Origin of the sequence: Chloracidobacterium sp. D (assembly GCF_018304685.1) — a bacterium.
GTDB lineage: Bacteria > Acidobacteriota > Blastocatellia > Chloracidobacteriales > Chloracidobacteriaceae > Chloracidobacterium > Chloracidobacterium thermophilum.
In genome coordinates this window covers 226148-251127 of the sequence record NZ_CP072635.1, presented here as the reverse complement: position 1 = coordinate 251127, position 24980 = coordinate 226148, and the positions used below count along the sequence as shown (strand labels likewise).

General features: G+C 63.3%; 22 protein-coding genes. 17 read left to right on the top strand and 5 right to left on the bottom strand.

Annotated elements, in window-relative coordinates:
* Positions 1-5: 5 nt before the first annotated feature.
* From J8C01_RS12190 to feoB, 4 genes are all read left to right on the top strand, one after another.
* Entirely contained in the window at positions 6-614 is a 609-nt protein-coding gene (locus J8C01_RS12190; protein WP_211433129.1) for a protein-methionine-sulfoxide reductase heme-binding subunit MsrQ, read from the top strand.
* Positions 615-724: 110 nt separating this feature from the next.
* Positions 725-994, top strand: coding sequence for a FeoA family protein (locus J8C01_RS12185; RefSeq protein ID WP_014101291.1), 270 nt, complete (start codon positions 725-727; stop codon positions 992-994).
* A complete protein-coding gene (locus J8C01_RS12180; RefSeq protein WP_014101292.1) occupies positions 991-1218 on the top strand; it encodes a FeoA family protein in 228 nt (75 codons plus the stop codon). The genes J8C01_RS12185 and J8C01_RS12180 overlap by 4 nt, the downstream gene beginning before the upstream one ends.
* 5 nt (positions 1219-1223) lie before the next feature.
* Positions 1224-3416, top strand: a complete 2193-nt coding sequence (gene feoB, locus J8C01_RS12175; protein ID WP_211433128.1) for a ferrous iron transport protein B — start codon at positions 1224-1226, stop codon at positions 3414-3416.
* 6 nt (positions 3417-3422) lie between these two features.
* On the opposite strand, the gene J8C01_RS12170 is transcribed toward feoB, so the two are convergent.
* Positions 3423-5744: a heavy metal translocating P-type ATPase gene (locus tag J8C01_RS12170; RefSeq protein WP_249355522.1), complete on the bottom strand. Its 2322-nt coding sequence runs from the start codon at positions 5742-5744 to the stop codon at positions 3423-3425.
* Positions 5744-5944, bottom strand: a complete 201-nt coding sequence (locus tag J8C01_RS12165; RefSeq protein ID WP_249355521.1) for a cation transporter — start codon at positions 5942-5944, stop codon at positions 5744-5746. The genes J8C01_RS12170 and J8C01_RS12165 overlap by 1 nt, the downstream gene beginning before the upstream one ends.
* 67 nt (positions 5945-6011) lie before the next feature.
* Here J8C01_RS12165 and J8C01_RS12160 point away from each other — a divergent pair, with 67 nt between their 5' ends.
* The 12 genes from J8C01_RS12160 to J8C01_RS12105 all read left to right on the top strand — a co-directional run bounded on the left by J8C01_RS12160 (position 6012) and on the right by J8C01_RS12105 (position 21037).
* Positions 6012-8042: a thioredoxin-like domain-containing protein gene (locus tag J8C01_RS12160; protein ID WP_211433126.1), complete on the top strand. Its 2031-nt coding sequence runs from the start codon at positions 6012-6014 to the stop codon at positions 8040-8042.
* Positions 8043-8078: 36 nt separating this feature from the next.
* Positions 8079-8975, top strand: coding sequence for a carbon-nitrogen hydrolase (locus J8C01_RS12155; protein ID WP_014101297.1), 897 nt, complete (start codon positions 8079-8081; stop codon positions 8973-8975).
* Between the two features lie 8 nt (positions 8976-8983).
* Positions 8984-9340 carry a hypothetical protein gene (locus J8C01_RS12150; RefSeq protein WP_211433125.1) on the top strand — a complete coding sequence of 119 codons (357 nt, stop codon included), beginning with the start codon at positions 8984-8986 and terminating at the stop codon, positions 9338-9340.
* A gap of 39 nt (positions 9341-9379) precedes the next feature.
* Entirely contained in the window at positions 9380-10723 is a 1344-nt protein-coding gene (locus J8C01_RS12145; protein WP_211433124.1) for a SpoIIE family protein phosphatase, read from the top strand.
* Positions 10710-11849: an agmatine deiminase family protein gene (locus tag J8C01_RS12140; protein WP_211433123.1), complete on the top strand. Its 1140-nt coding sequence runs from the start codon at positions 10710-10712 to the stop codon at positions 11847-11849. Before J8C01_RS12145 ends, J8C01_RS12140 begins: the two co-directional genes overlap by 14 nt.
* Before the next feature lie 80 nt (positions 11850-11929).
* Positions 11930-12946: an alpha/beta hydrolase gene (locus J8C01_RS12135; RefSeq protein ID WP_211433122.1), complete on the top strand. Its 1017-nt coding sequence runs from the start codon at positions 11930-11932 to the stop codon at positions 12944-12946.
* Positions 12903-13760, top strand: coding sequence for a hypothetical protein (locus tag J8C01_RS12130; protein ID WP_014101303.1), 858 nt, complete (start codon positions 12903-12905; stop codon positions 13758-13760). The genes J8C01_RS12135 and J8C01_RS12130 overlap by 44 nt, the downstream gene beginning before the upstream one ends.
* Before the next feature lie 23 nt (positions 13761-13783).
* Positions 13784-15052, top strand: coding sequence for a glutamate-5-semialdehyde dehydrogenase (locus J8C01_RS12125; protein ID WP_211433121.1), 1269 nt, complete (start codon positions 13784-13786; stop codon positions 15050-15052).
* Positions 15053-15164: 112 nt separating this feature from the next.
* A complete protein-coding gene (locus J8C01_RS12120) occupies positions 15165-16373 on the top strand; it encodes an acetyl-CoA C-acetyltransferase (protein WP_211433120.1) in 1209 nt (402 codons plus the stop codon).
* A gap of 32 nt (positions 16374-16405) precedes the next feature.
* A complete protein-coding gene (locus J8C01_RS12115; RefSeq protein ID WP_211433119.1) occupies positions 16406-18538 on the top strand; it encodes a 3-hydroxyacyl-CoA dehydrogenase NAD-binding domain-containing protein in 2133 nt (710 codons plus the stop codon).
* Between the two features lie 197 nt (positions 18539-18735).
* Complete coding sequence (locus J8C01_RS12110) at positions 18736-19920, top strand: PP2C family protein-serine/threonine phosphatase (RefSeq protein ID WP_211433118.1); 1185 nt, start codon at positions 18736-18738, stop codon at positions 19918-19920.
* Positions 19921-20164: 244 nt separating this feature from the next.
* Positions 20165-21037 carry a hypothetical protein gene (locus J8C01_RS12105; RefSeq protein ID WP_211433117.1) on the top strand — a complete coding sequence of 291 codons (873 nt, stop codon included), beginning with the start codon at positions 20165-20167 and terminating at the stop codon, positions 21035-21037.
* A gap of 70 nt (positions 21038-21107) precedes the next feature.
* Here the strand turns inward: J8C01_RS12105 and J8C01_RS12100 are convergent, their stop codons facing one another.
* The 3 genes from J8C01_RS12100 to ggt all read right to left on the bottom strand — a co-directional run bounded on the left by J8C01_RS12100 (position 21108) and on the right by ggt (position 24342).
* A complete protein-coding gene (locus J8C01_RS12100; RefSeq protein ID WP_211433116.1) occupies positions 21108-21428 on the bottom strand; it encodes a DUF4388 domain-containing protein in 321 nt (106 codons plus the stop codon).
* Between the two features lie 51 nt (positions 21429-21479).
* Positions 21480-22421, bottom strand: coding sequence for a response regulator (locus J8C01_RS12095; RefSeq protein ID WP_211433115.1), 942 nt, complete (start codon positions 22419-22421; stop codon positions 21480-21482).
* 172 nt (positions 22422-22593) lie between these two features.
* Positions 22594-24342, bottom strand: coding sequence for a gamma-glutamyltransferase (gene ggt, locus J8C01_RS12090; protein ID WP_211433114.1), 1749 nt, complete (start codon positions 24340-24342; stop codon positions 22594-22596).
* Positions 24343-24487: 145 nt separating this feature from the next.
* Here ggt and J8C01_RS12085 point away from each other — a divergent pair, with 145 nt between their 5' ends.
* A complete protein-coding gene (locus J8C01_RS12085; protein ID WP_014101312.1) occupies positions 24488-24973 on the top strand; it encodes a PaaI family thioesterase in 486 nt (161 codons plus the stop codon).
* Positions 24974-24980 lie beyond the last annotated feature (7 nt).

Below are 24980 nucleotides of genomic sequence, written 5' to 3'. Positions count from 1 at the left end.
CAACGTTGTTTGACCCAGCCTTTGCGCAGCGGCTGGTGCTGCTCAACGGACTGTTTCCGCTGGCGCTGTGCGGATGGGACGGATTCCTGGGCCAGCTTGGGGCAAACCCGCTGGAGTTCATCCTCCGCTTGACCGGTGGGCTGGCGCTGGTCTTTCTGACCCTGACCCTGACAGTAACCCCCCTGGTGGCTTGGTTTGGTCCGCCCTGGCTCATCCGGCTGCGGCGCACGCTGGGACTGCTGGCGTTTTTCCATGCCAGCCTGCACTTCACGGCTTATGTCTGGTTCGACAAGATGTTTGACCTGGCGGCCGTGGGTGTGGATGTCCTGCGCCGGCCGTTCATCCTGTTCGGCATGCTGGGTTTTCTCGTCATGATTCCGCTGGCGGCCACATCCACCAACCGGATGATCAAGCGGCTGGGCGCGGCGCGCTGGAAACGCCTGCACCGCCTGACCTACGTGGCAGCCGTGGCTGGCGTCATCCACTTCTACCTGTTTGTCAAAGCCGATACGACCATGCCGCTGGCCTTTGCCGCCATCGTCGGCCTCCTGCTGGTCTATCGCTGGTTGCGGGCACAGCAACTCACCACCCTGGGCCTCGACCCCAAACGCTGACACAGCCGCGTCGGAAAAACTTGAAAACAGTTTTCATTTCACTTACGGTTGACGACTGCCATGGTGGCCTCCGGCCACGTGATGCCGACGACCGAGGTATGCCCTGACCTATGAAACGCTGGCTTGCCGCTTTACGCCCTTCCTCGGCAACTTCCGCCACACCCCAAACCCTGGCCGATGTCCCGGCCGGCGAGCGCGTGCGCGTCCGGCGGCTGCTGGACATGGACGGCGCGGAAACCCTGCGGGAGCGCGGGCTGTGTGAGACTTCTGAAGTGCGTGTCATTGCGGACGGCGATCCGCTGGTGTGTTCCGTGCTCGGCGTACGGATGACCCTCAACCGCCATACGGCGCAGGGCATTCTCGTGGAGCGCCTGCCATGACACTCGATGCCCTGGCCATCGGTGCGACGGCCCGCGTCGAGCGCGTCCGGGGCGGGCGGGCCGTTGCCCAGCGCCTCCAGGAAATGGGTCTGACGACCGGCGTTGTGGTCAAACTCATCCGCATTGCCCCGCTGGGCGATCCGCTGGAAATCGAGCTGCGGGGCTATCGGCTGTCGCTGCGCAAGGACGAGGCCGCTGCCATTGAAGTCTCCCCAGGTGAGTAACGTTCGTGAGTGACGAAACACCTTCCCGCCGGCTGGCGTTGGTCGGGAACCCCAACTCTGGCAAAACGACGCTTTTCAATGCCCTGACGGGCCTGCGCCAGAAGGTCGGCAACTATCCGGGCGTCACGGTCGAGAAAAAGGAAGGCCGCCTGACCGTCGGCGAAACGGAAGTCACCCTCATTGACCTGCCGGGGGTCTATAGCCTTTCAGCGCGTTCGCTGGACGAACGCATCACGCGCGATGTTGTTCTGGGACGACAGACCGACACGCCGCCGCCGGAGGGCATTCTGGCCATTGCCGATGCCAGCAACCTGGAACGCAACCTGTACCTTGTCACCCAGGTCATGGAACTGGGGCGGCCCGTCTGGCTGGCGCTCAACATGATGGACCTGGCAGAAGCCAAAGGTCTCGTCTTCGATCTCGACCGGCTTTCCCAGGGATTGGGAATTCCCGTCGTGCCCATCGTCGCCAGCCGGGGCATCGGGCTTGAAACCCTGCGCCGGAAACTCGTCGGGCCGTTGCCTGCGGTACCCACCCGGCAGTGGCGACTCCCGCAGGTCATCGAAGCCGAAGTTTCGGCACTCGCGGAACAACTGCGCCAGCGCCGGTGGGCAACGGATGCCGCCGCCGAAGGTGAAGCCATCCGGCTGCTGCTCAACGAGCCGGCCGAAGACGACACGCCGCCACCGGCGGACATCCAGGCGGCTGTTGCGGCGGCGCGGGAACGGCTGGAAGCCATGGGCATCGAGTGGTGGAGCGCCGAGGCCGAAGGGCGCTACGGCTGGATTCAAACCCTGTGCCGGGCGGCCATCCAGCAACCGGGCCAGTTTCAACGCACCACCAGCGACCGGATTGATGCCATCGTCACGCATCGCCTGTGGGGGCCGGTACTGTTTGCCGGCCTGATGCTGTTCATCTTCCAGAGCATCTTCACCTGGGCACAGGTGCCGATGGATGCCATCGGCTGGATGATGGACCGGTTGGGCGCGCTCGTCCGGGAACATCTCCCGGCCGGCGAACTCAACGACCTCGTGGTGGGCGGCGTCATTGCCGGCGTTGGCGCGGTTGTTACCTTCCTTCCGCAGATTCTCATCCTGACCCTGTTCATTGCCCTGCTCGAAGACACAGGCTACATGGCGCGGGCGGCATTCATCATGGACCGGCTGATGCGCCGGGTGGGACTCAGCGGCAAGTCGTTCATCCCACTGCTTGGTTCCTTTGCCTGCGCCATTCCGGGCATCACGGCGACGCGCACCATAGAAAACGCCAAAGACCGGCTGGTGACGATTCTCATTGCGCCGCTGATGAGCTGTAGCGCGCGGCTGCCGGTCTATGCCCTGATGATTGGGGCCTGTTTTCCGGCCGACCGGCGGCTGTGGGGGGTGTTTTCCCTGCCCGGCGTCGTGCTGTTTGCCATGTATGCCCTCGGCATCCTGGCGGCGCTGGCGATGGGCTGGCTTTTCAAGAAAACCCTGATTCGTGGAGCATCGCCACCGCTTATTCTGGAACTGCCCCCGTACCGGCTGCCTTCCCCACGGACCGTCCTGCTGACGATGTTTTCCGCCGGCGGCCAGTTTCTCTACCGGGCCGGGACGGTCATCCTGGCCATCTCGATTGTCCTGTGGTTTCTGGCAACGCATCCCCGGTCGGTGACACTCAGCCGGGACTACGCCGCTGAGCGCGCAGCCATTACCCAGACCGGGCAGATGTCCGGGGAAGAAGCGGCCGACCGGCTTCAGGTGCTCGAACGGCTCGAAAAAGCCGAACGGCGGGAACGCAGTTTCATCGGGCAGGCCGGCAAGCTCATCGAGCCGGTCATTGCGCCGCTGGGATTCAACTGGAAAATCGGCGTCGGCATCATCTCGGCATTTGCGGCGCGGGAAGTGTTCGTGGGAACGCTGGCTATTGTCTATGGCATCGGCGATGACGAAGACGCCGCCGGCAACCAGGCGCTGCATGCGGCGCTGCAAGCTGACCGCCATGCGGATGGGCGGCCGGTGTTTTCGCCTCTCGTGGCCGTGTCGGTGATGGTCTTTTTCGTACTGGCGATGCAGTGCATGTCCACGCTGGCCGTCGCCTGGCGGGAGACGAACAGTTGGCGCTGGCCCGCTGTGATGTTTGCCTACATGACGGTGCTGGCTTACGTCGGCAGCCTGCTTGTCTATCAGGGCGGGCGGTGGCTCGGCTTGGGACAGTGACCCCGATCAGGGAAGCGGGGCGGCAACGGCCCGCGGCCGCCATTTCAGCAGCCGCAGCGCATTCGTCAGCACAAACAGGCTTGACAGCCCCATGGCCGCGCCGGCCGCAACAGGTGAAAGTTGCAGACCGAACGCAGGGTACAGTACGCCTGCCGCCACCGGGATGAGCACGACGTTGTAGGCAAAAGCCCAGAACAGGTTTTGCCGGATGTTGCGCATCGTCGCCCGCGCCAGATCGCGTGCCTGCAGAACGCCGACCGGATCACCGGACATGAGAATCACATCTGCCGCCTCGATGGCCACATCCGTTCCGGTGCCCAGGGCAATGCCCACGTCGGCAACGGCCAGCGCCGGGGCGTCGTTGATGCCATCCCCGACAAAAGCCAGCCGCCCGCGCTGCCGAAGCCTCCGCACGATGTCAGCTTTGTCGGCCGGACGCGCCCCGGCAAACACCTCATCAATCCCCAGGCGGGCGGCAACCGCCTGGGCCGTTGCCGGATGGTCGCCCGTGACGAGGACGACTTCAAGCCCCTGGGCGCGCAGGTGGGCCACAGCCGCGGCCGCCGTTGGCTTTATCTCATCGGCTACGGCCAGCACCGCCGCCAGGCGACCATCCAGCGCCGCGTACATGGGCGTTTTCCCGGCGCGCGCCAGTTCAGCGATGACCGGCGCGCCAGCTTCAGTCGCCACGTTCAGATGCGCCATCAGCCGGTCGGTGCCCACCGCCACGTGATGCCCGGCCACCGTTGCCGTGACGCCCTGCCCCGGCAGTGCCGTGAAGTCGGTTGGCGTCGGCAGCGGCAGGCCGCGCGCCTCGGCCTCCGCCACGACGGCCCGGGCAATGGGATGCTCCGAAGGCTTCTCCACCGCCGCCAGCCAGCCCAGCAGGTCGGTTTCCGACACTTCCGGCGGCAGGTCACAACCGTGCAGGTCAGTCAGCCGGGGATGGCCGGCCGTCAGCGTGCCGGTCTTGTCAAAGACGACCACCCGCAGTTCGTCCAGCATCTGCAGGGCGCTGCCCTTGCGAAAGAGAACGCCAAGCCGTGCCGCCTGGCCGGTGCTGACCAGAACGGAGGTCGGCGTTGCCAGCCCCATGGCACAGGGACAGGCAATGATGAGAACGGACACGGCGTTGACCAGCGCCAGCTCAAAGGTGGCCTGCCACCACCAGACACCGAACGTGACCAATGCCACGCCGAGAACCGCCGGTACGAACCACCGTACCACCCGGTCGGCGACATCCTGAATGGGCGGCTTGGACCCTTGCGCCGCCTGCACCAGCCGGACGATGCCCTGCAACACGGTCTCTGCGCCGACGCGACTGGCGCATACCACGAGATAGCCCTGGCCGTTGACCGTTCCGCCGATGACTTCCGCACCAACGGTCTTGTCCACCGGCAGCGGCTCGCCGGTCAGCATGGACTCATCCACAAAGGAAGCGCCTTCCACAACCGTCCCATCCACGGGGATGCGCTCGCCGGGACGTACGATGACCTCATCACCCGGATGAATCAGCGCCACCGGCAGCTCGAAGGTCTGCCCGCCGCGCCTGACCTGGGCCGTTTTCGGCTGCAATGCCAGCAGATGGCGAATGGCCGCACCCGTTCGCCCTCTGGCGCGCGCCTCGAAATACCTGCCAAGCAGCACCAGCGCCACCACCGTCGCCGATGCCTCGAAGTACACGTGCGCCGTCCCGGCCGGAAAGGCCGCCGGAAAGCACACGACGGCGACAGAGTAGCCGTAGGCCGCCGTCGTCCCCAGCATCACCAGCGTGTTCATATCCGGCGACCTGACGCGCGCCGCAGCCCAGCCAGCGCGGTAAAAACGCCATCCCGGACCGAACTGCACCAGTGTCGCCAGCAGCAGGCCGATTCCGCGCCACGTGCCTTCATCCACGACGGCCAGCCGGGCGTGATGCAACGCCGGGATGAGCATCGGCAGCATCTCCAGGGCAAACAGCGGAAGCGCCAGCAGCCCGGCAACAAGCGCCTGCCGGCCAAGCTGACGCAGCTCCAGCATCGCCGCCTCATCGGCCGCTGTCTCATCTTCGGTCGTTGTCGGTGGGACGACTTCGTAGCCGGCCTTTTCAATGGCGGCATGCAGGGCCGGCAGGTCGGTCATCCCCGGCTGGAACGTCACCACGGCCTGCCCGGCAGCCAGACTCACCGCCGCCGCCGTTACGCCCTCCACCCGCCGCAGCACGCGCTCGATACGGCTGGCGCAGGCAGCGCATGTCATGCCGTTGATGCCGATGACGGCCGTTTCAATTTCGGCCGCCGGTGTCGCTGGGTTTGACGACGCCGGTGCCGCAGAAGTCAGCGGCAACATCACACCACCTGAAAGCCGGCGTCCTCGACGGCCGCCACAATCTGCGCCCGGTTGACGGTTGCCGGATCATAGGCTACGGCGGCGCGCCCGATTTCCACCCGCCGCACTTCGACGCCGGCCAGCGACCGCAGCGCCGTTTCGACCGCCTGTATGCAGTGGCTGCAACTCATGCCTTCAATTTCGATGGTTTCTTCGTGCATGGCTTTCACTTCCCCGGATGTACTTCCGGCCTTGTCAGACCGGCGGCGGCACAGCACCATGCGCCACATGAAACGCTTGTGGCTGGTATGTTGTATCACGCTCCTGGGTTTTGTTCTGCCGACGCTGCCCGTCGTCCTGCCGGCGGCCGCGTTTTCACCGATGCCGGATTCACCTTCCCTGTCTCGTCCGACCCTGCAAATGGGCCCGGTCCGCGCGCCCGAACTGGAAGGCGGCATGGCCTGGTTCAACGTTCCGGGCCCGCTGTCGCTCGCCCAACTGCGCGGGAAAGTCGTCCTGCTCGACTTCTGGACCTACTGCTGCATCAACTGCCTGCACGTCATCCCCGACCTGAAGGCCCTCGAAGCCAAATATCCCAACGAACTGGTGGTCATTGGCGTGCATTCGGGCAAGTTCAAGACCGAAAAGGAAACGAACAGCATTCAGCAGGCCATCGTGCGCTACGACATCCGGCATCCCGTCGTCAACGACGCCAACTTTGCCATCTGGAATGCCTATGCCGTTCGCGCCTGGCCGACGCTGGTGCTCATTTCGCCGGATGGCTACGTGGCCAGCCGGTACGCCGGCGAAGGCCACCGCGAGGAACTCGACCGCGACATTGCCGCCCTGATTGCTGAAGCCCGGAAAAAGGGAACGCTCAAGCTGGACCCGGTTGAAATCACACCGCGGCCATTCCAGGAAACCGACAGCCCGCTTCGCTTTCCCGGCAAGGTGTATGCCGACGCCGCCAGCCAGCGGCTGTTCATTGCCGACACCAACCACCACCGCATTGTCGTTGCCGGCTTCGACGGCAAGGTGCTCGACACCATCGGCTCCGGCGCACCCGGCGCGCGGAACGGGCCGTACAACTTTGCCGAGTTTCAGTATCCCCAGGGCATGGCGCTTGATGGTGATTTCCTGTACGTCGCCGACACGGGCAACCACCTCCTCCGGCGCGTCAACCTCAAAACCAGGATGGTTGAAACCGTTGCCGGCACCGGCAAAAACGAACGCAGCCGGCAGACCGGGCCAGGAACGAGTGTCGGCTTGAGTTCCCCGTGGGACCTGGCCATTCACCAGCGCACCCTGTTCATCGCCATGGCCGGCGCGCATCAGATTTGGCAGTACAACCTCGATACCGGCGTGGTTGGTCCTTATGCCGGCACAGGCGCCGAAGGACGGCAGGACGGCACACTGGAGACGGCTGTTTTTGCCCAGCCGTCGGGGCTGTCCACCGACGGCAAGCGGCTCTACGTGGCCGACAGTGAAATCAGCGCCGTGCGGGCCATCGATCTGGCAACGGGGCAGGTGACAACGCTGGCCGGCGGCGATCTGTTCGACTTCGGCGACACCAATGGCAAGGGCGAAAATGCCCGGTTCCAACATCCTTTGGGCGTGGCGGCCGCCGAGCGCAAGCTGTATGTCGCCGACACCTACAACCACAAACTGCGCACCATTGACCTGCGCACGCGGTTCGTCTCGAACCTCATCGGCAGTGGCATGCCGGGGCTTCAGAATGACCTGCCGGCGCTGTTTCACGAACCCGGCGGGCTGTCCTACGCCGCCGGAAAACTGTTTGTCGCCGACACGAACAACCACGTCATCCGGCTTGTGGAGTTTGAGCCGACGCGGGTAAGCACCTTTGCCATTGACAAACTCACGGCCCCGACGCCCATCAAACTCAAGGATGACGCCCTGCCCAACGAAGAGCAGATTGGCGTCCCGACCCAGCGCCTCACGCCCGGCGCAGGTGAAATCGTCGTGGACATCCAGCTTCCGCCGGGCTTCAAGTACGCGCCCACGGCCGAGCAGCGGTACTTTGTCAGCATCGAGGCCGGCACCGAAGGCCTGACCATTCCGGCCAAGGCCATGGCGGTCACGTCGTCCAAGCTGCGGTTTCCCGTCAGTATCCCCTACACGGTGACGGCCAACGGCATGGGCGCGTTCGATGTTGTGGTTTCCGTCACCTTCTGCAAGGAAGGCGACGAAGGCTTCTGTTCGGTGGCCACCTACCGGTTTCACGTGCCGTTTATCGGGCGGCCCAAAGGCAGCACCAAGCGGCCCGTCCTCCTGAAATCCATTCCCCCGCCGACGCCATAAGTCGTGCGCCCTGAGTTACCAACTGAGTTACCAACGATGAAAGTCCAGCCATTTACGATTGGTCTCGTGCAGATGCGGTGCGCTGCCGACCGTACGGAAAATCTCGACCGGGCGGCGCATTTCGTCCGGGAAGCGGCCGACCGGGGCGCACGGGTGATCTGCCTGCCCGAACTCTTTCAGTCGCCCTACTTCTGCCAGATGGAGGACACGGCGCTGTTTGACCGCGCCGAACCGTTCGACGACAGTCCTTCCCTGCGGGCAATGCAGGCTGTGGCGCGGGAGACGCGGACGTACCTCTTCGTGCCGTTTTTTGAACGGCGGGCGGCCGGCCTCTACCACAACAGCGTGGCGCTCGTGGATGACCGGGGCGACATCCGTGGGCTGTACCGCAAGATGCACATTCCCGACGACCCGGCCTACTACGAAAAGTTTTACTTCACGCCCGGCGACCTGGGCTTCGTCGCCTTCGACACGCCCTACGGACGCTTAGCCTCGCTTATTTGCTGGGATCAGTGGTTTCCCGAAGGCGCACGGCTGGCGGCGCTGCGCGGCGCGACGGTGCTGTTTTATCCCACGGCCATCGGCTGGCATCCCTACGAAAAGGAAACCCACGGGGCCGCCCAGCGCGACGCCTGGCGGACGGTGCAGCGTGGGCATGCCATTGCCAACGGGATGTATGTCGCGGCGGTCAACCGGATTGGCTTTGAACCGTCGCCAACCGATGAGCTGGGCGGACTGGAGTTCTGGGGCAGTTCCTTTGTGGCCGACCCCCAGGGCGTGATCGTGGCCGAGGCGCCGACGGATGAAGAAACCATCCTGCTCGCCGAGGTCAACCCCTCCCGACTGGAAGACGTACGGCGCAACTGGCCCTTTCTGCGTGACCGGCGCATTGAAGCCTACGACGGGCTGACCCGGCGCTTTCTCGATTCGTGATGCAAAGCATGTGGCGCAGGGGTTGGCTGGCGGGCTTCTGGGTGCTGTGGCTCGTCTTTTCGGGTGTGGCCCAGCCGGAGACCCCGCCGGAGACGCCGCTCTCCCTGGATGAACCGGTGAAGCTTTCTGTCTGGAAATACCGGCCGGGTGATGATCCGCGCTGGGCGGACCCCAACCTGGATGACCGGGACTGGAAGGTGCTGCACCTCGACACCCAGGCTTTCACCGAAGCCGGGTGGCGCTCCGGGCCCGGCTGGTATCGCACCACGGTGGTTGTTGCCGACCAGTCCCTGTTGGGTCTCCTGGTCGTCCATGCCATCTCGCACTGCTATCAAGAATGTGCGCAAAAGTGCGCACATTCTTGATAGCAGTACGTCTCCCTGCTGGCCTACAACCAGCTCAACGTGGTCTCCATCCAGTTTCAGCTCATCACGGGCACTGGCTTCCTGTTCAGCTTTCTCAAGCTTCCCCCGCCGCGGTGGGTGCGCTGGTTTCAGATCACGCTGGGCCTGGTGATTTTGGGCACGCTTGCCCTGCCCGGCTGGTTTTTGCAAGGTCTGGTCCGCAGTCTGATATTTGCCGTTCCCGTGGCCGCCCTGTTGGGCTTCACGAGCATTCTGGTCGGACGTGAGGCGTGGCGGGGCAACGTGGCCGCCCGAACCCTGTGTTTTTCCATGGGGCTGATCATACTGGCCGAAGCGGTCCAGATTACAAAAACCATCGTCCTGCCCATGGTTGAACTCCAGTCGGCGGTGGCCATGTGGTTCGCCGGCCCGGTTGCGGGCTACCTGGTGGAAATCAGTTTCGGGGCGTTGCTCCTGACCATGGCCGGGGCTGTGGCGCGGCGCTACCGGGACGAGATTGACGCGGTCAACCGCAATCTTGAACGTCTGGTGTCTGAGCGGACGGTCGAGGTGCAGCGGCAGCGCGATGAACTGGAGCAGAAAAATCAGGACATCGAAGACAGTCTGCGCTACGCACAAACCATGCAGCAGGCCGTACTGCCGGACATCAAAAACCTGCACGCGACCTTTGCCGAGGCCTTTGCACTGTGGAAACCACGTGACATCGTCTCCGGCGACTTTTACTGGTTTCACCAGACCGAACGGGCCTGTCTGGTGGCCGTGGCCGACTGCACCGGCCACGGCGTTCCGGGCGCGTTTATGTCGTTTATCGGCAACGATCTGCTCACTCAGATCGTCGTCGAGCGCAAGATTGACGACCCGGCCCGCATTCTGGCCGAACTGGACACCGGTGTGCAGCGCGTCCTCAAGCAGGGCAGCCACGGGTCGGTCAGCGTGGAAGACGGCATGGACATCGGCATCTGTCGCTTTACGGCCGACGGAGTGACGTTTGCCGGCGCGCGCCGTCCGTTGTATGCCGTCGCCGACGGACAGTTGACCGAATATGCCAGCTCACGGCATCCCATCGGGGGACGGGCGCGCAAGCCACGTCACTTCGAGAACGTCGCCGTTGCCATCACGTCGCCGATGATGCTTTACCTGACCACGGACGGTTTCGCCGACCAACCGGATGCCCAGGGCAAACGGTTCAAGACGGGTCCACTTATGCAACTCCTGCGCGACATCGCCACCCGCCCGGCCGGGCAGCAACGGGCGGCGCTCGAAACGGCGCTGGACGAACATCAGGGCCACACCGCGCAACGTGATGACATCACGATTGTCGGTTTACGGCTTGATGCCTCACTGGTTCGCTGGAATGGAAGCACCACCCATGCAACTCCTTGATGCGGCCCCGGCCGCCCTTGGTTTTCGTCATCCGGCCGAATGGGAGCCCCAGGCGGCCACCTGGCTGGCGTTTCCCCACAACCGTACGGACTATCCGGGCAAGCTGCGGCCCGTGCAGTGGGCCTACGGGGAAATCATCCGCAAGCTGGCCGACCGGCAGCCGGTTCACGTGGTCGTTCAGGATACGACGCTCCAGGCGCAGGCCCGGAATATGCTGCGGCGCGTCGGGGCCAACCTCGCCCAGGTACGCTTTTTTCGCGTCCCGACCAATCGCGGCTGGTTGCGCGATGCCGGGCCGATCTTTGTCGTCCGTGACCGGGACGGCGCACGCGAAGCCGCCATCTGCAAGTTTCGTTTCAACGCCTGGGCCAAATACCCGGATTTCCGGCTCGACGACGAGCTGGCCCTGCGGCTGGCAAAGCAGCTTGGCTTTCCGGTGTTCGTTCCGCATGCCAAAGGGCAACCGGTTGTGCTGGAAGGCGGAGCCATAGATGTCAATGGGCAGGGCGTGGTCATGACGACCGAAGAGTGTCTGCTCGATACGGTGACGCAGCCGCGCAACCCGCACCTGTCACGGGCGGAAGTGGAGGCCGTACTGCGCGACACCCTGGGGGTTTCGACCGTCTGGTGGCTTGGGAAAGGCATTGCCGGTGACGACACCCACGGCCACGTGGACGATCTGGCCCGGTTCGTCAATCCGACGACACTGGTGCTGTGCGATGAAACCGATGCCAGCGATGCCAACTACGCAGCGCTCAAGGAAAACCACGAGCGCGCGCAGGATTTCCGGCTGCCCGACGGCTCACGTCCCGAGGTCATCCGTCTGCCGATGCCGCGCCCACTCATCTTTGCCGGCCAGCGATTGCCGGCCAGTTATGCCAACTTTTACATCGCCAACGGGCTGGTTCTCGTGCCCACGTTCAACGATCCCAACGACCGCGTGGCGCTTGGCATTCTCGGTGAGTGCTTTCCGAATCGGACTGTGTGCGGTATCCATGCCGTGGATTTGGTCTGGGGGCTGGGCACCCTGCACTGCCTGACTCATGAACAGCCAGCCGGTGTACCGGCCGCTCCCGAACCGGCACCAACTTCCCCACAGGGTGCAAGTTTGGTTGAAACGGACTAGGATCGCTGGCCGTACCCGTGCGGTGTCTGCCCCCCAGGCGCCGATACCATTGCCCGTCACGTGGAGTATCGAAAACCCCTATGGCAAGCTGGCAGGCAGCAGCGCTCGCGCGCTTCATCGCCCTCAAAATCAAGCGCAAGCCGACCTCGCAGGACGAAATGCAGATCGTGCGTCAGGCGCGACAGAAGCTGGGACACATGCCCGGCTACGTTCAGCCGGCGATTCCTGCAGACCTGCACATCCGTACCGTATCCCTGACCACGCTGGACGGCGACGTCATCCGGGGCGAGTGGCTGGCCTGGAAGACGGACTATCCGCCCGCCACAGTGCTGTATCTCCACGGCGGAGGCTATGTCGCCTGTTCGCCACGAACCCATCGCCCCATCACCGTAACGCTGGCCACGCTTCTGCGCGGACGGGTCTTCGCGCTGGATTACCGGCTGGCCCCGGAACACCGCTTCCCGGCAGCTCTCGATGATGCTGTTGCCGCCTACCGCTGGCTGATTGAAGGGCAGCGGATGGCACCGCGCCAACTCGTCCTGGCCGGCGACTCGGCAGGCGGGGGGCTGACGCTCTCCACCCTGGTCCGGCTGCGTGAGCTGGGTCTGCCCCAACCGGCTGGCGCGGTGCTCTACTCGCCCTGGACGGATTTGGCCGGCACGGGTGAAACGCTCGAAACCAATACCGACCGGGATGTGATGTTTTACGGCGCGGGTATCCGCCTTGCCGGCCGCATTTATGCCGGGGACACACCGCCCGACCACCCACTGGTTTCACCGCTTTACGCTGACCTGCATGGGCTTCCCCCGTTGCTGGTCTTTGCCAGTTCCAGCGAAGTGCTGCTTGACGATGCCCGCCGCCTGGCAGCACGTGCGGAAGCCGCCGGTGTTTCGGTCGAGTTGCACATCGAAGCCGACCTGCCGCACGTGTGGCCGATTTTCTGCCGCCTTATCCCGGAAGGACGGCGCACGCTGGCGGCGACGGCGGCGTTCATCCGGCGCGCCATCAACCACGCTTCGTCCTCAAATTCTCAGCTTCCAGGGCCTTCCATCCATGACTACCGCCTCGCTGCAAGCACTGCTGTCACGGCTCATTGACTACGCCGGGCTGTTTCCGCCGGCGGCGCTGGATTTGGCAAACGCCGTGGAGAACTACCGGCGTTTCCGCACCTCGGCCGATGCCTGGATGCTGGGGGCATTTGTGCTCCCGGCCGGCCAGGTCAGCGCTTTCCAGTCGGCAACCCAGATGGCGGCCTCGCCGGACGACCCACCGTTCCGCTGGCCGGTCAGCCTGCTCGTTGAAGCTACCGATCTGCCCCCGGACGGATTGCATGTGGTGGCGGTCGAAGCCAAAACCAACGATCCGGCCGTGGTACGGCGGCTCGTGGAACGCTGGCCCACAGCTCAGGTCTTCATCGAACTGAATCCGACGGACGAGCGCGAAGTGATGTGGGGCACGTTGCGCGAGTTGGGGGCTGGGGCCAAAATCCGCACCGGCGGACTGACAGCCGAGGCGTTCCCTTCGCCTGAAACTGTGGCGAGCTTCATCCTCCGCGCTGCTGACTGGCGGGTGCCGTTCAAGGCCACGGCCGGACTCCATCATCCCATCCGCGCCATGTATCCCCTGACCTACGCCCCTGACAGCCCGCAGGGCCTCATGCACGGTTTTCTGAACGTCTTTCTGGCCGCCGCCTTCGCCTGGCACGGCATGGCCCCGGACAACGTCGAACGGGTGCTCCTCGAAGAAGACGTGTCGAACTTTCAGTTCACGGACGCCGGTGTGACCTGGCACTGCCAGACCCTTCCGACCGAAGCTATCGCGGCGGCGCGGCAGAGTTTTTGCCGCTCTTACGGCTCCTGCTCCTTTGACGAACCACGCACCGATTTGCGCACCCTTGGTCTTCTGGACTGACCCATCTGGATTTGCCCTGCCGTATGTTTGAACTACGCCACCACCTCATAGCTGCGAAACAAGCCAGCCGCCGGGCCGCCACCCTCGATGCCAACCTCAAACATCAGGTCCTGCTGGCGCTGGCCGATGCCATTGACGCCCGGCGCGCCAGCCTGCAGGCCGCCAATGCGGAAGACCTGGCTGCGGCTGAACGCGCCGGGCTGGCCGCGCCGCTGCGGGACCGTCTCGCGCTGACCGACAAAACGTTGACCGCCATGGTCGAAGGTTTGCGGGAGATAGCCGCCCAACCCGACCCGGTTGGCGAGATTGCCGAACTGCGCCGGCGCCCCAACGGCCTGCTCGTGGGACGGATGCGGATTCCGCTGGGGGTTGTGGCCATCATCTATGAATCGCGCCCCAATGTGACCGTGGATGCGGCGGCGCTGTGCCTCAAGGCCGGCAATGCCGTCGTGCTGCGCGGCGGCTCGGAGGCGTTTCATTCCAACCAGGCGTTGGGGCAGTTGATGGGCGCGGTGTTGGAATCGTTCGGTCTGCCGCCGGCGCTGGTGACGGTCATCCCCACGCCCGACCGCGCCGTGGTGGCTGAGTTGCTGGCCTGTGATGACCTCGTTGATCTTGTGGTTCCACGCGGCGGAAAGGAACTCATCCGCTTTGTTGCCGGGCACTCACGGATTCCGGTCATCAAGCACTATGAAGGTGTCTGCCACACCTATCTGGATGCCAGCGCCGACCCGGCCATCGCCGTCCCGGTTGTGGTCAACGCCAAGGCGCAGCGCCCGGCGACGTGCAATGCCACCGAAACCCTGCTCATTCACGCGGCTGCCGTCGAGACCTGCCTGCTCCCGACAGTTCAGGCGCTGGTGGCGGCCGGCGTCGAGCTGCGCGTCTGTGAGCGTACCCAACAGGCGTTGCGCGAGCGGGGCTATGCGTCCGACCGGATCGTGGCGGCACAGCCCACTGACTTTGGCTGCGAGTTTCTGGACAACATTCTGGCCGTCAAAATCGTGGACGACTATGCCGCCGCCGTGGCGCACATTCAGACCTACGGTTCACAGCACACCGAAGCCATCATCACCCGCGACCATGCGACAGCCATGCGCTTTCTCCGCGACATTGACTCCTCCACCGTCGTGGTCAATGCCTCAACCCGCTTTGCCGACGGGCAACAACTCGGTCTTGGCGCTGAAATCGGCATCAGCACGACCAAACTCCATGCCTTTGGCCCGATGGGTGCCCGCGAACTGACGACGCAGAAGTTTGTCGTCCTGGGCGAAGGACAGACCCGCACCTGATGCCGGAGTGTTGAATTATGGGGTGAAAGGACTGTTTGTGCGGTCCGGCTTCGTGTAGGATAGCCGCTGCCTTGACCTCAATCATCTTCACCGACAAGGGGTTGCTTTTTTGATGACGCGCGACGCTTTCATCTTTGACGCGATTCGTACCCCGCGCGGCCGTGGCAAAGCTTCCGGTGCGCTCTACGAAATCAAGCCAATTGATCTTGTCACCCAGCTTTTGCGGGAGCTTCAGCGGCGCAACGGCTTCGCCACTGACGAAGTGGACGACATTATCCTTGGCTGCGTGACGCCCATTGGCGACCAGGGTGCCAACCTTGCCAAGACGGCGGCGCTCTATGCCGGCTATGCCGAAACCGTTGCCGGACAGCAAATCAACCGGTTCTGCGCTTCGGGTCTGGAGGCCGTCAATCACGCCGCCATGCGGGTGCGCTCCGGTTGGGAAGACCTCGTCATTGCTGGCGGCGTGGAGTCCATGAGCCGTGTGCCCATGGGTTCCGACGGCGGCCCGATGATGCTTGATCCCAAAGTCAGCGCCACGCTCCGGTTTGTGCCACAGGGCATCGGGGCGGATTTGATTGCAACACTCGAAAACTTTTCGCGTGAAGACGTGGACGCCTATGCCTTGCGTTCGCACCAGCGTGCAGCCCAGGCGACAGCCAATGGCTACTTCCAGCGTTCACTCATTCCGGTTACGGACTTCAATGGGATGCTGGTGCTTGACCGCGACGAACACATCCGCCCGGACACGACGCTCGAAGCCCTGGCACAGCTTAAGCCTTCCTTTGCCGAAATGGGTGAGATTGGCTTCGACGCCGTGGCGCAGTTGCGCTATCCCGGCGTCGAGCGGATTCGGCACGTGCACACGGCCGGCAACTCGTCCGGGATTGTGGACGGTGCGGCGCTGGTGCTCGTGGGCAGCCGCGAAAAGGGCGAAGCCCTTGGTCTGAAGCCCCGCGCCCGGATTGTCGCGGCGGCCGTGACCGGCAGCGAGCCAACCATTATGCTCACCGGCCCGATGCCGGCCACGCGCAAAGCCCTGGCCAAGGCCGGGATGACGACGGCCGACATTGACCTCTTTGAAGTCAACGAAGCCTTTGCTTCGGTTGTCCTGAAATTTGCCCGCGATATGAACGTTGATCTCGACAGGATCAACGTCAACGGAGGGGCAATTGCGATGGGGCACCCCTTGGGCGCGACCGGTGCGATGCTGCTCGGCACGGCGCTCGACGAACTGGAACGTCGCCAAAAGGCCACGGCGCTCATCACCCTGTGTGTCGGTGGCGGCATGGGTATTGCCACCATCATTGAACGGGTCTGACCAGGCGGAGAATCTGACCAGAAAGGGAGCCTATGGTGTTTCGGTACGAAAAGGACACGGATAACATTGTTACCATCACAATGGACATGCCGCAGCGGTCGGCCAACGTCATCAACGCCGAGTTCAACGCAGCGCTGGCGGAAACCTTCGCCCGGCTCAAGGCCGAAACCGAGCTGACGGGTGTCATCATCACCTCGGCCAAAAAGACGTTCCTGGCCGGTGCCGACCTGGAGCCGATGCTGGAAGTGCGTGATCCGGCGGCATTGTTTCAGGAAATTCAGCAGGTCAAGCGCATTTTTCGCGGCATGGAAACGTTTGGAAAACCCTTTGTCGCGGCTATCAATGGTGCGGCGATGGGCGGCGGTCTGGAGCTGGCGCTGGCGTGCCACTACCGCATTCTCATTGACCGCCCGGACGCGCAGGTGGGTTTGCCGGAAGTGACCCTGGGACTCATCCCCGGCGGCGGCGGCATCACGCGCCTGACGCGCCTGCTGGGGCTTGAAACGGCGCTCCCGCTGTTGACCGAAGGCAAACGGCTCTCTCCGGCGGAAGCCAGGGCGCTGGGCATCGTCAACGAACTGGCGGCAACACCTGAAGAACTCATTGCCAAGGCCAAAGCCTGGATTCAGGCCAATCCAGAACCACGCCAACCGTGGGATACGAAGGGCTACCGGCTGCCCGGCGGCGATGTGCGGACGCCCAAAGTAGCGCAGATGATCACGGCCGCTCCGGCCGTGCTGCTCAAGAAAACCCGTGGGAACTTCCCGGCTCCGCTGGCCATTCTGAGCGCCGCCGTGGAAGGGACGCTGGTGGATTTCGACACGGCCGACCGCATTGAATCGCGCTACCTGGCGAACGTGGCTACAGGGCAGGTCGCCAAAAACATGATCGCGGCCTTCTGGTTTCAGCTCAACAAGATCAATGGCGGCGGCAGTCGTCCGGCTGACATTCCACCGGCAACCTTTTCCAAAGTCGGCATCCTGGGTGCCGGGATGATGGGCAGCGGCATTGCCTACGCCTGCGCGACGGCCGGGCTGGAGGTCGTTCTCAAGGATGTCACGCTGGAGCAGGCCGAAAGGGGCAAATCCTACACGGAAAAGGTCCTCCGCCCACGGGTTGAGAAAGGGCGGATGAAGGAAGCCGACCTGGCGGCGACACTGGCGCGCATCCACCCGACGACCAGGGCCGAAGACCTGCGCGGCTGTGAACTCATCATCGAGGCCGTCTTTGAAGACCGGGCCGTCAAGAAGGAAGCCACCCAGGAAGCCGAAGCGCAACTGGCGCCAACGGCCATTTTTGCCTCAAACACGTCCACCCTGCCGATTACCAGTCTGGCTCAGGTGTCCGAGCGGCCGGAAAACTTCATCGGGCTGCACTTCTTTTCGCCCGTGGACAAAATGCCGCTGGTTGAAATCATCGTCGGCGAAAAGACTTCGCCGGAAACCCTGGCGCGCAGCTTTGATTTCGTCCGGCAGATCAAAAAGACGCCCATCGTGGTCAACGACCGGCGTGGGTTTTACACCTCGCGGGTGTTTGCCACCTACACCTCGGAAGGAATGACGCTGTTGCTTGAAGGCCAGCCGGCCAGCGTCATCGAGGCCGCCGGGATGCAGGCCGGGATGCCGGTTGGCCCGCTGGCCGTTTCGGACGAAGTGAGCCTGAAGCTGATGCACTACGTGCGCCAGCAGACGGAACGCGATCTGGCAGCGGAAGGCAAACCCATCCCGGAGCAGCCGTCGAATCGCGTCCTCGACGCCATGCTGTCCCAAGGGCGCGCTGGCAAGGCGGCCGGAGCCGGTTTCTACGAATATCCGCCCGAAGGCAAAAAGTTCCTCTGGCCGGGTCTGCGGGAACTGTTTCCGCCCCAGGCACCTCTGCCCTTCGCGGATATTCGTGACCGGTTGCTGTTCATTCAGGCGCTTGAAACCGTTCGCTGCCTCGAAGAAAACGTGGTGCGTTCGGTGGCGGATGCCAACATCGGCAGCCTGTTTGGCTGGGGTTTCCCGGCCTACACCGGCGGGACGTTGCAGTTCATCAACGGCTACGGTGTTCGGGCTTTTGTCGAACGCGCCCAGGCCCTGGCCGCCAGGTACGGAGAACGGTTCACCCCGCCGGCGCGCCTGCTCGCCATGGCGGAAGCGGGCGAGTCGTTCCCCATGCAGTGACCCCTGGCAGCCAGAGCGCTTGATGAACCATCCATCCCAACAACCGCAACCTGTCACTGTTTTTACCATTAGTGTCTCGGAAGGTGTCCGGCGCGAGCTGAGCCAGGCGTTCGGCTCGCGCTTCAGGTTCGTGTCGGTGGCCAATGAAGCCGACCTGCGGGAGCAGGCCGGCCGGGCCACAGCCCCCATCATCCTGTGTGGCGACTGCCCCGGCGTGGTCTCCGGCGAAGCCATCGTGGGGGGGCCTTGCCAAGTGGCACAAAACCGCCCAAGGCATCCTGCTCATTGAAGCCAACCGTATCGTCAGCGCGCTCGGAACGCCGGATGCCCTGCGCGATTTCCGCTACATCGGTCTGCCGCTGGATGTGTTCGCCGCGCGTCAGACGCTGGAAGCTGCGGCCGAAGTCGCCGCGCTGCGGCAGGAAAACCAGACGCTCATCCACGATCTGGAGCGGTATCTGGCGACGCTGCGCGGAGCCTCGGAAGAGCGGGTCAAACAGGTCGCACAGGAACGGGATGAATACCGTCGGCAGAACATGCGCATGCTGGACAGCATCCGCAATGCCGAGCGAATCCAGCGCGCCATTTTGCCTTCCGAGGCCAAACTGGACGCGCTTATCACCCAGTATTTTCTCATCTACAAACCACGGGATATTGTATCGGGTGATTTCTACTGGACACATATCGTCAAGGACGAAGAACACACCGTGTTCTACCTGGCGGTGGCCGACTGCACCGGGCACGGCGTGCCGGGGGCGTTTCTCTCGATGGTGGGCACGACGCTGCTCAACCAGATCGTCGCCCAGAACCCGCATCACCCACCCGGCACGATTCTCGAACAGTTGCACGATGGGCTACTGCACTCACTGCGCCAGACCAGCCAGCAGCTCGACATTGACGACGGAATGGAAATCTGCCTCTGCCGGCTGGATGGCTCCAAAGTCACGTTTGCCGGGGCGCGCCGCCCACTGTACGTCGTCTCCCAACAGGACGAGCGGCGGTGGGACTTCAGGGAAATCAAAGGCGACCGGCGTACGATTGGCGGCGGTCGCAGACGGGAAGGCTGGCGGTACACCAACCACGAACTCGAACTGCCACGTGGGGCTATGCTCTACCTGACGACGGACGGCTATGCTGACCAGTCCAACTTGCAGTCCGAACGCTATGGGGCGCGGCGCCTGCGCGACAAGTTGCGCGAAGTCGCCTCGATGACCTGCCCTGGTCAGCGCTTTGTACTCGAAAAGGAGATGAGCCAGTTCCAGCAGAACGAGCCACAGCGCGATGATATGACCATCTTTGGTGTGCGGTTGCCGATTATGTCGGCCGCAGCCCTGCAACTGCCCTCCGGGGCCTTCAGCGTCACCGGCAATCTCATCCTCTAGCGCCACCTCTGGCGGCATGCAGCACGGTCAGTTCCCGGGGGCAGGGTGAAGCGCCCCTGTGGGCACCCGTGCCGCATCAGCCGCCATGGACGGTTCACCCGACCAGATAAATAAGCCTTTACACTGTCGTAAAGCGCGGCGTAACATAAATGTCACGGCAGTAAATTCTGGCGTTTCCGCTGCATCCGGCTTGGCACCGGTCTTCAGCGTGCGACCAACTTCCCAAACTGACGAGGAAGCTGCAATGTCGTGGATGAAATGGCTCACGGCTGTGCCATTCCTGTTTCTTTTCTTTACTGTCAATCTGGTCACGGTCGAGCCGGCTTGGGCGCAGGCCGAGGGCGCGTCCGACAGTGAACTGCCAGCCGCCATCAAGGCGCTGCGGGGTGAAATCGCGGCTCTGCAGGGCGAGCTTGCGAGCTATGTCGCCGGGTTGCAGGGGGGTGAAAAGGCGCGTCGCGGCAAGGGTTTTGAGGCTTACCGCAAGCAATTCGAGACGCTCGGTGGCAAGATTTCGAGCTGTCGTGAGCGGTTGCAGTATTTTCACGAGCAGGTGTCGCGGCTCTACCGCACCATGCCCACCTCTTCGCTCTATCTTGCCGCCCGGCAGGCCTACGCCGATGCCAAGCAGGACTTTGACACCCTGGCTTCAAACTTCTCCAGCAGCCCGCGCCCGGAGACCCTCCAGATTGCAGAAGTCCGGGTCACGGACGGACGGCTGGCCAAGCACCTTGCGCAGACGGTCCCGGAGCCAGCCCCGGTCAAGCCTGAACAAAGCATCGGGCGGGCGTTCCTCGAAGCTGACGACATACGCTACATCGGCAAATTCGACTCGGTCGAAGTGTATCTCATCACCATCAGGGACACTGCGTACTACGTGCTGACAGGTCTTCGGGAACGAGCCGTTGAAGCCGACGGACGTGTCACCGAGGTCGTACGGCAGACGATTCTTTACTCTGACGCCTTCCCATCCAAACAGACTGCCGGACGCCAGACTGACCAGCACTTTGAGGCCGTGCTGCAACAGAAATTCACCCTTCTGGCAGAGGATGAAAACACGACCAATCTGGTCCTGGATGAATTGCTCAAGGCGCGCAGCTACGCCCGCGTGGAGTAATCTCGCTTCGCCACTCACCACTCGCTACTCGCCACTCGCTACTCACCACTCGCCACTCGCTACTCGCTACTTACGGTACATTCCACTTCCCCGACGGCAGGTTCAGGACGAGTGCCGTCAGTTCGGGCCAGGACAGCTCCAATGTCTGGTCAGGAGCATAAAAGCCGGGCCTGACACGGAAGTGCCCGGTCTTCCAGCGGAGCAGGGCAAGGAGCGCTGGCTCGCCGGCCAGCGTATTCAGTGTGGCGTGCACCACCCGGCCGTTTTCAAAGTATATCCAGCCGCGTTGTTCATCCTGTACGAGTTCAAGCGCCGCCAGGCGACCGGCGCGGCAGAGAATCTGGGTGAGCGTCAGAAGGTCCAGGTCAGCAAGGTTTCCAGAAGTAGCCACGTGTTTCCTTGGGGTCTCCAAACGTCAATAGAGCCAGTGGCTTGGGGCGCATCACTGCTTGAGGTGGCGACGGACACCCAGCAGCAGGTCTTCCGTCTTGAAAGGTTTGGGCAGGTACTGTGCTGCTCCGGCCAGCCGGCTCTGCACCTTGTCCAGAAGGCTCTCCCGGCTGGAGAGCATGATCACCGGAATCCCGCGCCGTGATTTCTCCGCATGAATCTGTTTGCAGAGCTGGTAGCCATCCATCCCTCCCGGCAAGGCCGCATCAAGAATCACGAGATCGGGGGTGATGTCCTTGAGCTTGGCCAGTGCCTCGTAGCCATCCACTGCCGTGATGACCCGATAGCCATGGCTTTCCAAAGCCTGGGTGATGACCCGCCGCACCGTCAGGCTGTCATCCACGGCCAGGATGACTTTGGCTCCGGGAGGCGGTTCGGGCCGGAGGCTGCGCTCGACTTTTTCCATCTCACCGGTTTTCCCGGAGACCGAACGCACTGGCGGAGGTGCCGGACGCGGAGATGTGACCGCCGGCATCGTCTGCACCGTGGTTGCCGCCCGTGGTGGGATGGGCGATGGGGGGCGGTCCGGCGAAACCGAAGGCGGTGCCGAAAATGAGGACAGCTCACTGACCGTCGGCGAATCCGGGGAGGGTGTAACTTGGTGCGCACCGGTCGAACCCGAACGCCCAGGTGGCTCTGGGGAACCTGTCACGAGTGGTCTGGTCACGGCTGGCGGCTGGTCCTGTAACTGCCGGATTTTATCCAGCCATTCCTGAGCCTGGCGATTGGCCGGGTTGATGTTCAGCACCTTGGTCAGGCACCACGCAGCGTCCTTTGGCGTCAGCGATACCGAAGCCCGCCACATCCAGGCGACTTCGTTGTTTGGGTCAGCTTCGGTCACTTCGATGAGGAGTCCACGCGCGCGCGCCTTGTCGCCAGACTTGGCCGACTCAATGGCTTGCCGAAGCAATTCGTGCAGTTCGGTGGACGGCATGGCGTCTTTGACCGCGCCCCGGGGAAATAGGCGCTGCACACAACCAATCAGACCTGTGCCTTCAACTGTACCGGCTGGCTACAGCCGCTGTGCAGCCGATTGTATGGCGATTGGAAGGGTTACGCAACGCTGCCCCCACCCCATCCGGCTGGAACCGATCTAATACCCGGCTCTAATACCCGGCAGCCTGTCCGTCCTTGCGGGATTCGGAAGCTCCATAATAGACGCCCTGTTCGGCATCCCACCGGATGGCCTGATAGCCGCCATAGTCCCCAACGGCAAAACCAACGCGGTGGCCTGACCGGACAAGTTCCCGTACGACTTCATACGAAAACCCCGTTTCCAACGTCACCATGCCGACCCCGGTGGCGCGCTCGCCGGTCGGCTCCGAAGAACCCTGGTGGTCTATGCGCGGTGCGTCGCCCGCTTCCTGAAGATTCATCCCAAAGTCAATGATGTTGATGAGTATCTGAACGTGCCCCAGCGGCTGGAAGCCGCCGCCCATCACCCCAAAACTCATCCACGGACGCCCGTCTTTGGTGACGAAAGCTGGAATGATGGTGTGAAACGGACGCTTGCCGGGGGCATAGACGTTGGCGTGACCGGCTTCGAGCGAAAACATCTCCCCCCGGTCGTGCAGCATAAATCCCAGGCCGTCGGGCACCATCCCTGACCCCATGCCCCGGTAGTTGCTCTGAATGAGTGAAACCATCATGCCGTCCCGGTCGGCCGTGGTGAGGTAAATGGTGTCGCCAGCTTTGAGCGCCGGCTCGCCAGCTTCATACCGCGCGCCGGCCCGGACGGGATGAATCAGCTTGCGGCGCTCTGCGGCGTACGACTTCGACAGCAGTTCTGCAACCGGAACCTGGGCAAAGTCCGGGTCTGCATAAAACCTGGCGCGGTCTTCATAAGCCAGCTTTTTGGCCTCGACGAAGTAGTGGATGTGCTCGCGGCTGCCGAAGCCGAACTTCGCCAGGTCATAGCCTTCGAGCAGGTTCAGCATCTGCAGGGCCGCCAGCCCCTGCCCGTTCGGCGGCAACTCCCAGACATCGTAGCCGCGATAGTTGGTCGAGATTGGTTCCACCCAGTCGGAGCGATGGGCGGCCAAATCTTCGGCATCCAGAAAGCCCCCCTGCCGGGCCATGAAGTCGGCGATGACCCGCGCGATCTCTCCCCGGTAGAAGACTTCCCGCCCCCCGGCGGCAATCTTTTCGAGCGTGGCGGCGAGTTGGGGATTGCGAAACACATCGCCCTTGCGTGGGGTGCGACCGTTCGGGGCATACACGTCACGGACGTTGGGAAACGGCGCCAGCGCTGCGACATTGCGCTCCCAGTAGTAGGCAATGAGTTCGGAGACCGGAAACCCGTCACGCGCATAACCGATGGCCGGCGCCAGCAGGTCTTTCATCGGCAGCCGGCCAAAACGCCCGTGCAGTTCAAACCAGCCGTCCACACAGCCCGGCACGGTGACGGGCAGTGGTCCGTAGGACGGGATGCGCGTCAGGTTCCGCCGCCGGAACTCATCGAGGGTCAGGCGTTTGGGCGACCGCCCGCTGGCGTTGAGTCCGTGCAGGCGCTTTGTTTTGGGGTCCCAGACCAGCGCAAACAGGTCGCCGCCGATGCCACAGCCGGTCGGTTCAACCACGCCGAGCACGGCATTGGCGGCAATGGCGGCATCCACAGCCGTGCCGCCCCGCTTGAGGATTTCGACGGCCACCTGCGTCGCCAGCGGCTGACTGGTGCAGGCCATGCCGTGGCGCGCGATGACTTCCGAGCGCGTCGCAAAGGCGCGCCCCGTAATGCGGTCTCCCGGCACCGGACGCCCCGGCACCCCACCGGGCGTTCCAGCTAGTGAATGACTGAGGCACACCGCCCCCAGAATGACAACGAGGATACGAGCCAAACCGGCTTTCCGGTTCATGGTCACACTCCATTTCCACATTTGCGGGCACAGCCCAGGCACTTCAAAATGAATGCCAAGACTTGATGACCTTCACAACTTGGGAATGCCATGCCAACGCTTTCCCTTCCCCCCAAGTCAGATGCTTTCAACCACAGGGAACCGTATGCCACCCACCAACCTGGAACGCTTCCAACGCCTCATCAACACCACCATGGCTGAACATAGCCCCTCGCCACTGGCACGCTGGCTGGGGGGAACACTCAGACACGCTGAACCGGGCAAGGCCACGTTCGTCTTTACCGTCCGCGAAGAAATGACCAACCCGGCCGGCATCCTGCACGGGGGTGCGGCCGCAGCCATCATAGATGAAGTCATTGGAGCAACGGTTCACGGCACACTTGAGACAGAGTTTTTCTACACCTCAGTCAACCTGACCGTTGACTTTCTCGCCAGCGCACCGGCTGGGGCGACCATCACAGCAACCACTCAGGTCGTACGCCAAGGCAAAACCATCATCAATGTTGAGTGCTGGTTGCACGATGCGGCAGGCGTGCCGCTTGCCCATGCCACGAGTAACATGCTGCGTACCACCGTACCGGTGCGCAAACATGTTTCAGACCCAGTCCTACGAAGCCAGGCAAACGTATGATGTGCTC